11 protein-coding genes and 3 pseudogenes are annotated in these 13,528 nt (G+C 58.1%); 4 read left to right on the top strand and 10 right to left on the bottom strand.

Annotated elements, in window-relative coordinates:
• A pseudogene (locus L1071_RS16320) lies at positions 1-125 on the bottom strand (aldehyde dehydrogenase family protein); the annotation flags it as partial.
• A 157-nt stretch (positions 126-282) separates the two neighbouring features.
• Between L1071_RS16320 and L1071_RS15625 the strand changes: the two are divergent.
• Genes L1071_RS15625 through L1071_RS15615 form a run of 3 tightly spaced genes read left to right on the top strand, consistent with a single transcriptional unit; the run spans position 283 to position 2,457 of the window.
• Positions 283-879, top strand: coding sequence for a GbsR/MarR family transcriptional regulator (locus L1071_RS15625; protein WP_246976854.1), 597 nt, complete (start codon positions 283-285; stop codon positions 877-879).
• A complete protein-coding gene (locus tag L1071_RS15620; RefSeq protein ID WP_246976852.1) occupies positions 866-1,540 on the top strand; it encodes a cysteine hydrolase family protein in 675 nt (224 codons plus the stop codon). Before L1071_RS15625 ends, L1071_RS15620 begins: the two co-directional genes overlap by 14 nt.
• Before the next feature lie 35 nt (positions 1,541-1,575).
• A complete protein-coding gene (locus L1071_RS15615; RefSeq protein ID WP_246976849.1) occupies positions 1,576-2,457 on the top strand; it encodes a glycine betaine ABC transporter substrate-binding protein in 882 nt (293 codons plus the stop codon).
• An 88-nt stretch (positions 2,458-2,545) separates the two neighbouring features.
• Here the strand turns inward: L1071_RS15615 and L1071_RS15610 are convergent.
• The 7 genes and pseudogenes from L1071_RS15610 to L1071_RS15585 all read right to left on the bottom strand — a co-directional run.
• Positions 2,546-2,775, bottom strand: a pseudogene (locus tag L1071_RS15610) (aldehyde dehydrogenase family protein); the annotation flags it as partial.
• Positions 2,776-3,281: 506 nt separating this feature from the next.
• Positions 3,282-3,428 carry a zinc ribbon-containing protein gene (locus L1071_RS16315; protein WP_378110139.1) on the bottom strand — a complete coding sequence of 49 codons (147 nt, stop codon included), beginning with the start codon at positions 3,426-3,428 and terminating at the stop codon, positions 3,282-3,284.
• Between the two features lie 642 nt (positions 3,429-4,070).
• Positions 4,071-4,319, bottom strand: a pseudogene (locus L1071_RS15605) (aldehyde dehydrogenase family protein); the annotation flags it as partial.
• Between the two features lie 804 nt (positions 4,320-5,123).
• Positions 5,124-6,221 carry a protein NO VEIN domain-containing protein gene (locus L1071_RS15600; RefSeq protein ID WP_246976846.1) on the bottom strand — a complete coding sequence of 366 codons (1,098 nt, stop codon included), beginning with the start codon at positions 6,219-6,221 and terminating at the stop codon, positions 5,124-5,126.
• A gap of 445 nt (positions 6,222-6,666) precedes the next feature.
• On the bottom strand, positions 6,667-8,154 hold the full coding sequence (locus L1071_RS15595) for a CoA-acylating methylmalonate-semialdehyde dehydrogenase (protein WP_246976843.1): 1,488 nt from the start codon (positions 8,152-8,154) through the stop codon (positions 6,667-6,669).
• 55 nt (positions 8,155-8,209) lie between these two features.
• Positions 8,210-9,493 (bottom strand): M24 family metallopeptidase, encoded by a 1,284-nt coding sequence (locus tag L1071_RS15590; RefSeq protein WP_246976840.1) that lies wholly within the window; start codon positions 9,491-9,493, stop codon positions 8,210-8,212.
• Between the two features lie 91 nt (positions 9,494-9,584).
• Positions 9,585-10,466 carry a HalD/BesD family halogenase gene (locus L1071_RS15585; protein ID WP_246976836.1) on the bottom strand — a complete coding sequence of 294 codons (882 nt, stop codon included), beginning with the start codon at positions 10,464-10,466 and terminating at the stop codon, positions 9,585-9,587.
• 108 nt (positions 10,467-10,574) lie between these two features.
• Here L1071_RS15585 and L1071_RS15580 point away from each other — a divergent pair, with 108 nt between their 5' ends.
• Entirely contained in the window at positions 10,575-11,459 is an 885-nt protein-coding gene (locus tag L1071_RS15580) for a LysR family transcriptional regulator (protein WP_246976833.1), read from the top strand.
• Between the two features lie 51 nt (positions 11,460-11,510).
• On the opposite strand, the gene L1071_RS15575 is transcribed toward L1071_RS15580, so the two are convergent.
• Positions 11,511-12,113, bottom strand: coding sequence for a Yip1 family protein (locus tag L1071_RS15575; protein ID WP_246976830.1), 603 nt, complete (start codon positions 12,111-12,113; stop codon positions 11,511-11,513).
• A 226-nt stretch (positions 12,114-12,339) separates the two neighbouring features.
• Positions 12,340-13,518 (bottom strand): acetyl-CoA C-acyltransferase FadA, encoded by a 1,179-nt coding sequence (gene fadA, locus L1071_RS15570; protein WP_246976826.1) that lies wholly within the window; start codon positions 13,516-13,518, stop codon positions 12,340-12,342.
• Positions 13,519-13,528 lie beyond the last annotated feature (10 nt).

The raw sequence follows: 13,528 nt of genomic DNA, 5'->3' as shown, positions 1-13,528 counted from the left end.
TCGCTGCGCTGCGGCCTGTGTTGGGAGATGACCTTGCGGCGGGTGTAGAAGCGCACGGCGTCGGGGCCATAGGCGTGCAGGTCGCCGTACAGAGAGTCCTTCCAGCCGCCGAAGCTATGGCAGGCGGCTGTCGACCACCAACGCGGTACCCTTTTCCTTTATTCCATCGCTTAGCTTCCATACCGCGACCTGTGACCAGGGAGGTATGTCGATTTGACGACTTCCGCATTCTTGTTTACTTTGTTCAAAACGTTCAATATACACAAAACTTCCGAGCATGCCATGCAGAAGACGGACACACAGCGCCTGGAAGAAGCGCGCGATGTAATGATCAGCGCCCTTGCCCAGAGCATGGTGGCCTACGGTGTCACACCCTCAGTGGGACGGATCTACGCCGTGCTCTATTTCTCTGCATCACCGCTGACGCTGGACGACATAAAGGACGAAGTCGCCATGAGCAAGGCGAGCGTCAGTACCGGTGTCCGCGAACTGATCGACACCGGCATGGTGGTAAAGGTGTGGAAGAAAGGTGATCGCAAGGACCACTACATTGCCGAAAAGGACTTCTTCAAGAATTTCCTGAGCTTCATGGTCAAGATGCTGCGCCTGGAGCGCGGAATCATTAACAAGGCGGTGGAGCAAACCGAGCCAGTAATGCGCGAGATCGCTGACCACGGGACGGACAGCGAGACCAGAGAAGTAGCTGCAAAAGACCAGGCACTGGTAAGCGGCTCGAAAGCTTACCTGAACTGGATTACGCAACTGGCCAATGCCATGGAATCAGGAGAGATCTTCGAACATTTCCCGCGGCCCGAGCGCGATGAGCCGCTACCGGACCACAAATCCCTCCAAGAGAACGTCAAGCATGAAGACAAGTGAAACCGCCCTGGTAGTGATTGATCTGCAGAAAGAGAGCGGCTTCGGTCTGCTCGGGCTGGATGGTGTCGTGCGCAACACTCAGCGCATGATCGAAGCCTGCCGAGCGGCTGGTATCCCGGTCATCTACACACGCCAGATCAATCGACACGACGGTGTCGGACTCTCGCTGGATGAACCACGCCATGCCAATGGCGAACCGCAGTTCTACGCCGATAACCGCGATAGCATCGAGATCATCGAGGCGGTCCAGCCTCAAGACACGGACATTGTGATCGACAAATATCGCTGGAGCGCCTTCTTTGAAACCAGCCTGGACCTGGTGCTGAAAAGCCTCGGCGTCAAGCGGCTGATCATCGGCGGTGTAGTAACGGACGGTTGCTTGATGACATCCGTGTTCGACGCTTACTTCCGCGATTACCGCATCCATTTGGTCCACGACATGTGTACCGCCTCTAACGAGGGCGCTCACATGGCTGCGATGACCCTCATGGCGAACTGGGTCTACTCCCTGGAAGTGCTGGATACCGACAACATGATCCAGTGTCTGGAAGGACACCAGTATGCCGCCTGGCATGCAGACAAGATCGATGCCTTGCCGTTTACCCCGGACACCCTGCGCGAAACCTTCGCCACGCTAACATCCCCTACCACTGAGCAGTAACCAGGGCGAGTTTGGCCACAGAGACTGGAGAAAATATGAAATTAATAACCTTATCCACGACGCTGCTAACTTCCACATTGATCGCTACAGGTGCCCATGCCACCGATCAGCGTCCGCTGGTCGCTGAAGGGGTCGAAGACACGACCATCACTTTCGGTATGCCGGCCTGGACTAGTACCGAAGCACCAACGGCCATCGCCGAACTGATCCTGGAAGAGGCAGGCTACAACGTCGAAAAGAAGCTGCTTGCTCAACCAGCGATCTTCCAAGGGATGCAAGCCGAGCAGATCGATTTCTTCATGGACGCCTGGCTGCCCTACACCGAGCAGGCACTGTGGAGTGAATACCAAGATGATCTGCAGAAAGTCGCCACCAGCTATGAAAACGTACCGCTAGGCTGGGTGGTTCCTACCTATGTCGAAGAAGAGACAATCGGAGATCTGGCGGGCAAGGCAGAGAAGTTCGGCGGCCAAATAGTAACCATTGGCGCCGGAGCGGGCATCGTCGACCTCTCCGAGCAGGTGATGGCAGATGAAGACTATGACCTCGATGGGTACCAGCTTGCCTATACCAGCGAAGCCGCCATGATGGGCGTAATCAAAGACAAGGTGCCCAAGCAGGAGCCATTTATCATCACTGGCTGGCGCCCGCACTCCATGTTCTCGCAATACGACTTGAAGTTCCTGGAAGATACGGAAGAACACTTCAAGTATGACAGCGTTTTCGTGCTTTCCTATAAAGGCATCGAAGACAAGTATCCGCGTGCTTACGACATCATGTCCCAGTGGCATATTAGCGTAGCCGATTTGGAAGCGATGATGGCCGCGTACGAGAACGACGACGTCCCATTCGAGGATTCCGCCGCCGCATGGATCGAAGATAACCGCGAGCGCGTGAACGAAATGCTCGGGAATTGACTCGGTGCCTGATGCCGCTCTAGAGAATCGAAGCAGTACCGCCCATCACCAAAGATGGGCGGACACAAGGGGCAGAGCAACATAAGTTGGAGGGGAAGCTGAACTGGGCGGTTTCCTGGTCGCTGCGCTTCGGCCAGCGTTGGGAGATGGCCTTGCGGCGGGTGTAGAAGCGTACGGCGTCGGGGCCGTAGGCGTGCAGGTCGCCGAACAGTGAGTCTGTCCAGCCACCGAGCTGTGGAAGTCGACCGCCAGCGGGACGTTGATGCCAACCATGCCGACTTCGATGGCATCGGCGAAGCGGCTCCTACTTTCGCCGTCATGGCAGCTTTTCCTTACAAGCTGATGGATCCACTCGACCGCCTTCACTTTGAACTCAGTGCTATAACGCTGCGTCTTCTTCCCCGTGATTATCGCGGGCATCAGCTTTCTCCTCCGTGGGAGTTATCGGTACGTGTCTACTAAACTTGGGGAAGTCCACATCGCTATGCCTGAGCTTGTTATGCATTAGTTCTTGCACCCATTTTTATCGCAATTGATACGCTCATGGGATTGAACCCAATGGCTCGGATTTTCTCTGGTATTGTAGCCGCAACTAGTAGTGCCACCTTTATTTCCACTATGGACTACACCAGTAGGCGTATGCTTAACAGCCATAGCTAGAGCTCCTTTTATCGTGGTCTCTTTTCGCCGGAATCTCACCGGCTCGTCAGCAGGGTTTGCCTAGAAGAGACGGTAAAGGCTCAAAGCCTCTTCTTCGTATACTTCATAATGGCCAGGCTTCAGCCGCGCGGCTTTGCCGCGTCGGCTGAAGCCGTTGTTGGATTTCAACACTTCCGATAGGTGGTGTTGTGTCCTTTACCGCACTTTCCACACGGCGGGAGACGGTCCGACGCGTCGTCCAATCGTGCACTCCAATCGCAATTTGTGCAGCAATACCTTCCAACTCCTGGCTTTTCACCGACTTTGTACATATCGCTCCTCCTTCGACTTGGGCAGATGCGGTTCAGTGCACTCGCACCCTACTTGCGCCAGTGGCCTTTGACCCACTCCCACTGACGATTTCCGTAATCCCAGCGCCAATGCGCCCTCACCCATTCAGATTTCCCCGGCGGCCTTGGTATCCGCGGATTCTGAGGTCTATCTGGTGGCTTTGGCGGTTTCGGCCGCTTCATAGCCCCTCCGATATCCTACAGGTATTAGCTAGTGCGGCCATTTACCCTCTTGAAAACGCCTGCGTATTCAAAAATCTTACTAGCCCGCCTTTTTCACACTTAACTTATTGGTTTAAAACCAAATCAAGAATAACTCGGCAATCTATACAAAACTCGCGTGACTACTGCCTTTGCCAGCTCATTCACGTTGGAGCTGACACCAGCCCTGCCCCGCTACCATCCCGGCCACGTTACCGCCAAGGTGCAGCACTTCATGCGCCACCGCACCGGCCTCAGTAATGTACCAGGGCTTATTTGCGCTTCCTAAGAAGGCAAGTCCTTAATTACCCAAGCTAGCTTAATTTAACGCCGATTAACATGTCGCTATACGAAAGGAGTACATACAAAAACGCCCGCGCCGGTGTGAGCGGCGCAGGCGTGGGGTTTAGCGGTCCATGTAGCTTAGAAGGGGAAGCTGAACTGGGCGGTTTCCTGGGCTCTGCGCTTCGGCCAGCGTTGGGAGATGGCCTTGCGCCGGGTGTAGAAGCGCACGGCATCGGGGCCGTAGGCGTGCAGGTCGCCGAATAGCGAATCCTTCCAGCCGCCGAATCTGTGGAAGGCAACCGGGACCGGTAGCGGCAAGTTGATGCCGACCATGCCGACCATGCCGACTTCGATGGCGGCGGCGAAGCGGCTCCTACCTTCGCCGTCATGGCAGCTTTTCCTTACAAGCTGATGGCTCCACTCCATCGCCTTCGCCTTGAACTCAGTGCTGTAACGTTGCGTCTTCTTCCCCGTGATTATTGCGGGCATCAGCTTTCTCCTCCGTGGGAGTTATCGATGCATGTCCACTAAACCGGGGGCGGTTCACGGTCAACTGCAGCAGTTATTTAAGTCAACGCTTACGTTTACCAAACTTAAAATATGCGCGGAGGTGCCACGCTCGGAAACGGACAACTGACTTACTCCAAAACCCCGGCGCTTTTCCTTTCACGTAAGAACGAATGATTGCTTTATCGAGTGATTTTCGAAGGCCCGTGCCTAAAACTATAAGTTTCGCTGCGCGCTTTCCGCCACGAGTCTTTTTATTATGGGCGATATATACCGGCATCCAGAGCATAGTACGAAAGCCTTCATCCAGCCCCCATAACGAATATCGATTAGAGCGACGAAGAAATCAATTCGTCGGGATACGTTCATAGCGTTGTGTCTAGCAGACTTAAAACTACCGTCTGTCTTCCGCTTCGTCATTTTTTGACTAAGCGCCACCACTTCATACAAAGCGGAGCCGAACTCATTCAAGTCTTCTTTAAGAAGCCCTCTCCGTGCAGCTTTTGAATCAGCCGATCTCGTGCGATGAGCGATATGAATGCCGAAGTCAATGAAAATATAGCCGCTGTGACAGCCGCTAGAACGGTAGCCTCTTCCCTGGTCAAAACGTCCCCCTAACACCTGAGCTGAGTGGCTTAAAATCGCGAAGCGGTTTTTAAGTCCCTCTCCAACTATTTGTTATACTCATTTTTTAGAAACAGCTCGATACTTGACTGGTTCTAGCTCAAATTGATCAAGAAAATCACCAGCCAAATAGTAATTCGAATTCGGACTATCTCGCCCCTCCGAAAAACTAACTAACGCTACTGAAGAAGTGGTACGATGCTTTTCCAAAAAAACCACTTGCCGGTGTGAAACTATAATGTTTTGCCCAAGATCCATTCTGCTTGATTTAACTTCTATGTAATGGGGTACGATCTTTTCATTTTTTAGCCGAGCAGAAAGAATGTCATAGACTGAGCTTGGCGTTGCTTGGGATACCCATTGAACTTTATGTAATGGTATTTTGTGCGCCTTAGCATAAGCTAATTCCTGTTCGTAAATGACACGCTCCCCAAGGTTACCAACTTCTGGATCTGGTTCCGATGGATTAAAAGTAGAGCGATTTTCTGTTTCTGCAGGTAGAGCAAGGGGGGCTCCAAAATACCTGTGATGAATCCGTGATAGAACCTCGAGTTCTCTGACCGATACTATTGCAGTCGTTTCATCTTGCTGCCTGAGCGCTTCTGAGGCTGCCGAAAACGCATCCGTTATGAGTCTTTTGGCGTGCTGATCTTCTAAGTAACGAAGTCCGTAGCCCCATGAATCGAATGAGGGCGTATAAACACCCTCTTTATAGTCGTAGCCCAGAGGCTCAGTAAATAGAGTGACGTACTCTGATTTTGCGACAGCTTGATAAAGAAGGTTAACATCGAGGAAATCAAGCATTATGTCTGACCGATCAAGACCGACACGATCGACCATCTTGGATTGCGCGTGAACACCAACTATAGATGCTGGAAGTTCACGATCTCCTTTATAAGTGAAAGTAAAAAATACAAACTCCTCATCGAAAGCGCTTGCTGCGGGGATGCATGTCGGTGGCAAATAAATTGGAACGTCGCCACTTTCAGGTATGGCGAAGTTCATACATTCATGAAATCCTTCTCCACCTACGCCAGAAGAAAATAGCTCCAGATACTTACTGTACTCCTCAGCAGTGGGTGGAATAGAGTATTTCAGGTGTCTGGGAAGTTGGCCCCGATGGTCATAATGCACTTTAATGGCAACAAACTTGGTCATTAATTAGCCTATTATTTTAATAAATTTTCTAATAAATACAAAATTTATTAGATAGCTTTCTCGTTTTCCCACTTGAACAAGCACGCGTGCTCAAGAAATCCTATCTAACCCGCCTTTTAACGCTTAGACCATTGATTTTAAGGATACTCAGAATAATTCGGCGCGTTATGTCGAGTTCGTGTGTCTGCGACCTTTGCCGACTCGGTCACCTGAAGACCGACACCAGCCCTCCATTCGCCCCGTCGTCGCTTTACCCACGCTACCGCCAGGCGAAGCACTGAACGCTCCACCACCCGGTTCATTAGGTTTTATCGGCAACATCAAACAATACTTAACCTAGCGTAATTTAACGTCGATTAACATGTCGCTACACGAAAGGAGTACACACAAAAACGCCCGCGCCGGTGTGAGCGGCGCGGGCGTGGGGTTTAGCGGTGGGTGTGGCTTAGGAGGGGAAGCTGAACTGGGCGGTCTCCTGGTCGCTGCGCTTCGGCCAGCGTTGGGAGATGGCCTTGCGGCGGGTGTAGAAGCGTACGGCGTCGGGGCCGTAGGCGTGCAGGTCGCCGAATAGCGAGTCCTTCCAGCCACCGAAGCTGTGAAAGGCGACCGGGACCGGCAGCGGGACGTTGATGCCGACCATGCCGACTTCGATGGCATCCGCAAAGCGTCGTCCAGCTTCGCCGTCACGGGTGAACACGCAGGTGCCGTTGCCGTACTGGTGGGCGTTGATCAGCGCGATGGCGTCCTCGAAGGTCTCGACGCGCACCACGCACAGTACCGGCCCGAAGATCTCGTCACGGTAGATGCTCATCTCCGGCGTGACGCGATCGAACAGCGTGGCGCCGAGGAAGTAGCCGGGCGAGCCTTCCACTAGCGGATGCTCGCGGCCGTCGACCACCAGTTCGGCGCCGGCGGTCGCGCCCTGCTCGATGTAGCCGGCGACCTTGTCGCGCTGACCGGCGTTGATCAGCGCGCCCATGTCGAGGCCCTTTTCGGTGCCGGGGCCGATCTTGAGTTCGCGGGCCTGGCTAGCCAAGCGCTCGACCAGGGCGTCGGCGGTGGCGTCGCCCACGCACACAGCGACGGAGATCGCCATGCAGCGCTCACCGGCACTGCCAAACGCGGCGCCGATCAGGGTACTCGCGGCGTTATCGAGGTCGGCGTCCGGCAGTACCACGGCGTGGTTCTTGGCACCACCGAGGGCCTGCACGCGCTTGCCCTGCCGGGTGCCGCCCTCGTAGATCTTGCGGGCCACGGGGGTGGAGCCGACAAACGACAGCGCGCGCACTTCGGGCGCCTCGATCAGCGCATCGACGGCCTCGCGGTCGCCATGAATCACGCTGAACAGCCCCTTGGGCAGCCCGGCTTCGTCGAGCAGTTCGGCCATCTTCACGGCGGCCGAGGGCGTCTGCTCGGAGGGCTTCAAGATGAAGGCGTTACCGCAGGCCAACGCCATGGGGTACATCCACAGCGGCACCATGGCCGGGAAGTTGAACGGCGTGATACCGGCGACGACGCCCAGCGGCTGATGGTTGGACCAGGTATCGATGCCCGGCCCGGCGTTGTGGGAGTACTCGCCCTTCAAGAGCTCCGGCACGCCGCAGGCGTACTCGACGTTCTCGATACCGCGCTTGAGCTCGCCCATGGCGTCTTCCAGCACCTTGCCGTGTTCCTCGCTGATCAGCGCGCAGATCTCGTCGGCGTCACGCTCGAGCAGTGTCTTGAAGCGGTACATCACCTGGGCGCGCTTGGCCGGTGGCATATCGCGCCAGGCGGGCTGGGCCTCGCGGGCGGCGTCGATGGCGCGCTGCACGGTGGCAGTGTCGGCCATCGCGAGGTGGCGCACCGGCGCGGCGGTCGCCGGGTTGACTACCTCGAGGGTGCGCTCGCCGCCGACGGCGTCACCGGCGATATGATGATTCAGGGTATGCATCTAGGGATGACTCCAACCTTGGGTCGTGTTCGCGGTATCGGGGTGTCGCGCCGGATCAGAATTGGCGACCCAGCAAGGCCTCATCGAACGGATAGCGCGAGAGCTTTTCGATGCCGGTCTCGGTCACCAGCACTTCTTCCTCGAGCTTGACGCCGTCGGCGGCGTCGACCTCGCCGATGTAGCTTTCCACGGAGACGACCATGCCGGGCTCCAGGACTCCGTCCTTGGAGAAGCGGTCGAAGTCCATGTGGTGGGCGACCAGCGGGGTCTCGCCGTGCATGCCCACGCCGTGGATGATCGACGGGTAGCGGCGGTCGAGGAAGCGCTCGGGAATCTTCCAGGCGCTTTCGGCGATCTCGCGGTAGCTCATGCCCGGCTTGAGGATCGACATGTTGTGGTGCACCTGGTCATAAGCCATCTGGTAGAGGCTCTGCTGATAGGCGCTGGGGCGGCCCGGCCCGACGTGAAAGGTGCGCGAGAAGTCGGAGTAGTAGCCGTGGCAGCCGATGGTGTCGGTATCCAACGCCACCAGCTCGCCGGGACGCACCACCCGGTTGCTGGCTTCGTTGAACCAGGGGTTGGTGCGCGGCCCCGAAGACAACAGCCGCGTCTCGATGAACTCGCCGCCCTGACGGATGACGTCGCCGTACATGATGGCGAACAGCTCGTTCTCGGTGACGCCGGGCTTGATGGCGGCTTCCACGGCAGACACAGCGGCCTCGCTGCCGGCCATCGATTGCGCCAGGCAGGCGATCTCTTCCGGCGTCTTGATGCGCCGGCAATGCAGGGTGTCCTGCATGCAATCGAAAACATCCAGCCCCTGGGCCTCCAACGAACGCGCCAGGTTCAGCGCACAGCGGTCGAGGCCGATCTTCTTGTTGCCCTTGGCGTGTTCTTCCATCAGCTCGGCGATTTCGATGCCGAAGGGGTCGGAGGACATGTTGTCGCGCTGGTTGACCGCCGACCACACCACCTTGGAGGTGCGCGCTTCATCGATGGTCTCGAGCCAGGTGGAGACATGCGCGCTGCCCGGATACTCGAAGAGGATGACCGGGCCTTCGAGCGGCACATAGATATAGCGCGTGGAGTTGCGCAGGAAGTAGCCGAACATGTTGCGCGAGCCGGTGGCGTAGCGCTGGTTATACGGGTCGAACAGTACCAGCGCGGCGTAGCCTTGCTCGGCCATCATCGCGCGCAGGCGCTTGAGGCGCCCGCCGCGCAGTTGTACCGGGTCGAAGGCGGTGGGAATGCTGTCGCCGTTGGCCATGGGAGCGGAGGACACGACCGGAATGGCGTTGGGTTCGTTGTCGGTCAGGTTTTCGAAGTCGACGATGCTCATGGTGTTTCCTTGAGAAAAACGGGGGGCATATGCGTAACGATGCGTCGCGAGCGCGGCTAGGCGGGTCGTGCTGCCTAGCCGTTCAAGCGCGTCAATCGGCGAGACTATCGCTGCGCTGCATGCCTTCTTCCATCAAGCGCTCATGCACCGGCGCCATGCGCCCGAAGATGCGCTTGGCGCGCTCGGGGCGGCCGATGAAGCCCGGCTCCTTGGCGTAGGCGAAGATCACGGTATGCCGCTCGCGGTCGCCTTCCACCGGCGTCACGCGGTGCAGCGAGTAACGGCCGAAGAATATCTGTAGATCGCCCGGCTGGAGATCCAGCGACTTGATTTGCGAGCGGTCGCCGTCGATGACCTTCTCGACCCCCTCGAAATTCTCACCCTCGGGACTGCGGATGCCCGGCGCGTATTCGAAGCGCCCACCGCCCTGGGACTGGCGCGTCATCATGGTGACGATGAACTCGTTGGTGTCGTAGTGCCACGGATGCTGGCAGCCTTCGCGCAGCACGTTGACGACCAGATCGGCCAACGGGTCGGCGTACTGATGGATCTCTTCCATGTCCACCACGCGAGCGATGAAGCGCTGGAACCCGGCATGCGAGTAGACTTGGCGAATGATGGTATCGGCGTCGATGCGATCCCCGGCGACAAAGCCGTTGGTGCGGTCGCCGAAGCGGTTCTTGGGATGCGAGGCCGGCAGGCTGGGGTCGCCGTCGCTGTTGTAGGGGTTGGTCTCGGTCTGGTTGTAATGCGCTTCTGGCGAGAGCCGCTCGGTCTCGCGCTCGAGCCGTGTCAGCGCCTCGTCGGGCACGAAGCCCTTGAGCACCACGCAGCCGTCCTCGCCGAGCTGTTCTCGGCATTGCTCGATGAGGGCGCGTCCGCGCTCGCCGTCGAGTTGATCGATGGGATAGCGCTCGAGATCGATCAGGCCGTTAAGTGCGGTGTCGTCTGCCTGCATGGTGTTGGCTGACATGCGAATCTGCTCCTGACGTGTCCAATTACATATGGACAGGGTAGAGAGCCAGGTTCAATAATAGAAATGAATGGTTAAGATCAAAAAGATTGCAAGGGCTCATAGATCATGGATACCGACCTGCTTCGCGCCTTCGTCACGGTCGCCGAGTGCGAGGGTTTCAGCGCCGCCGGCAAGGTGCTGCATCGCACGCAATCGGCGGTCAGTCTGCAGATCAAGCGGCTCGAGGATCAGATGGGCGAGTCGCTGTTCGAGCGCACCAGCCGCAGCGTGATGCTGACCCCGTCGGGTGGCCGCTTGCTGCCCTACGCCCGGCATATCCTCAAGCTTCAGGACGAGGCGCGCCGGGTGATGGGAATAGACCGCCAGGGCGAACTGATCCGCCTGGGCACCTCGGAGGAACAGGCCAGTACCTATCTGCCCGAGCTATTGCCGCGCTTCGCCGCCCGCTTTCCTGAGGTGCGCCTGGAAGTGAGCTGCAACATCAGCGGCTCGCTGGTACATGACTTTCAGGAGGGCTTACTGGATGTCGCTCTAGTGGTGCGCCACGGCCCCACCCAGACCGGCCGGCTGCTGGGCCGCGAGCCTATGGTGTGGGTGGTCGCCGAGAACCGCTCGATCACCGACTGGGAGATTCTGCCCTTGGCCCTGAACCCGGAGGGCTGCACCTTCCGCGCCCACGCGTTCGCCGCCCTGGGGCCCACCGAACGACGCTGGGACGTGCGCTACTCCAGCCAGTCCCCCACCGGCATTAATCTACCGGTGCAGGCGGGACTGGCAGCCACGGTCAAGACGCCGCGCAGCGTCCCCGAAGGCTGCCGCATCGTCGGCGAGGACGAAGGCCTGCCGCCGCTGGGACATGTCGAGATCGAACTGCATCGCACGCCGGGCCACTCCAGCGACGCCTTCACCGCCTTCTGCGACGAGCTGGAAAGCATCGTCACCGCCACCGAGTCGCTGCAATCGGTTGAGTATGTAAGCGGCGAGGCCTGAACGACCAACGGCACCTCGAGGGCGCCGTTGGCGTCTGCTTCATTGAAGAGACTACAAGTCGATGCCCAGCAACTTGGCGCCGTAGCCCCACAGCAACACCGTCACGCCGAGCAGGACCTCGAGCACCAGCACGCCGATACCGAGCGTCGAGCCGGTGACGATGAAGCCTTCTTCAGAGCTGATGTCGAGGAAGTTGGGAATCCCCAGATACAGCAGATAGGCGCTGTAACAGAGCCCGACAATGGTCGCCAGCATGCAAAGCCAGACCAATGGGTAGAGCGCGACGACACCTCCGACGAACATCGGCGTGGCGACGTAGCCGGCGAAGATGATGCAGCGTCTACGACTCGGAGGGTTGGAATAACGCTGCGCCATCCAGTGGATCACCGTCCCCATGAAGCCCACCGCTATCAAGATCGCCACATAGAAGGCGATCCCGGCGAAGAGGGCATCCAGGTAATTGAGCTGTATGGTAGGCCCGCCACCGAAATCCCAACCGACCTGGGTGGTGCCGATGAAGGCACACACCACCGGGATCAACGCCATTTCCAGGACATGATGACTGTAGAGGTGGGTAATGGTCTCTCTTTCGTCGTGGATCTGCTTCCATTCACGGTTCGGGTGTACCAAAAGTCCCCAGACATGCGTGAGCATAGAAAACACCTCCTCCATCGCCGATAGTCGCATCACATCGCGACGCGCTTCAGGATTCGCTGCGCCCCGACGTTTTTATCAGTGTAGTCAGTATTTTGCTCAGTAATATCAGATTTACCGGTTGAAACGGCAGCCACGTAAAAAAGCGACACCCGTGGCGGGTGTCGCTTTGCTATCGCTGTACTTTTTGTTATCGCTGTACTACAGGCGAAAAGCGGGTAGCGCGTTACTTGAGGCGTTCGAACACCGTGGCTACGCCTTGGCCCATGCCGATGCACATGGTGGCCAGGCCCAGGGTGGTGTCCTGCTGGCGCATGACGTTGAGCAGCGTGGTGCAGAGTCGCGCCCCCGAGCAGCCCAGCGGGTGGCCGAGTGCGATGGCACCGCCGTTGAGATTGACGACCTCGTCCATGCGCTCGCGTAGTCCGAGATCCTTGAGCACGGGCAGCGATTGCGCGGCAAAGGCTTCGTTGAGCTCGACGGTCTGGATGTCGTCGATGCTAAGGCCCGCACTCTTGAGGGCCTTCTGCGTCGCCGGCACCGGGCCGTAGCCCATGATCGAGGCATCGCAGCCGGCAACGCCCGTGGAGACCACCCGTGCCAGCGGCTCGAGCCCCAGCGCTTGCGCACGCTCGTAGCTCATCACCGCCAGCGCCGAGGCGCCGACTGAAAGCGCCGAGGAGGTACCCGCCGTGACCGTGCCGCCCTTGGGGTCGAAGACCGGCTTGAGCTTACCCATGTCTTCCAGATTGGCGTCGTGGCGGATCACTTCGTCGCGGTCGATCAGGCGCCGGAAGCCATTCGCGTCGTGCCCTTCGACGCCGACGATCTCGTTGTCGAAGTAGCCGTTTTCGTTAGCGGCCACCGCGCGTTGATGCGAGCGCACGCCGAACGCGTCCTGTTCTTCACGGCCCACGCCGTGCATCTTGCCCAGCAACTCGGCGGTCAGGCCCATCATCATGGCGGCCTTGGCGGCGTACTTGCTGGCCGCCGGGTTGACATCGACGCCATGATCCATCGGCACATGCTCCATGTGCTCGACACCACCGATGATATAGAAGTCACCCATGCCGGCCTTGATGTTGGCCGTGGCGATGTGCAGCGCGCTCATCGACGAACCGCACAGGCGATTGACCGTCTGCGCCGGCACACTGCGCGGAATCCCGGTCATGATCGCGGCGTTGCGCGCGATGTTCATGGACTGCTCGAGGGTCTGGTTGACGCACCCCCAGATCACGTCGTCGACCTCGGCGGGCACCAGGTTGGCATTGCGATCGAACAGCGCCTGCATTACCGAGGCGGAGAGGTTTTCGGCACGCACGTTGCGGAAAGCCCCGTGCTTGGCCTTGGCCATGGCGGTCCGGACGGCATCGACCACCACGATATCTCTAGGATTCAAACTCATTTTCGCGCTC

This window comes from Chromohalobacter sarecensis, from assembly GCF_023061135.1.
In the GTDB taxonomy this organism is placed as follows: domain Bacteria; phylum Pseudomonadota; class Gammaproteobacteria; order Pseudomonadales; family Halomonadaceae; genus Chromohalobacter; species Chromohalobacter sarecensis.
This window is presented reverse-complemented; position numbering and strand designations above follow the sequence as displayed.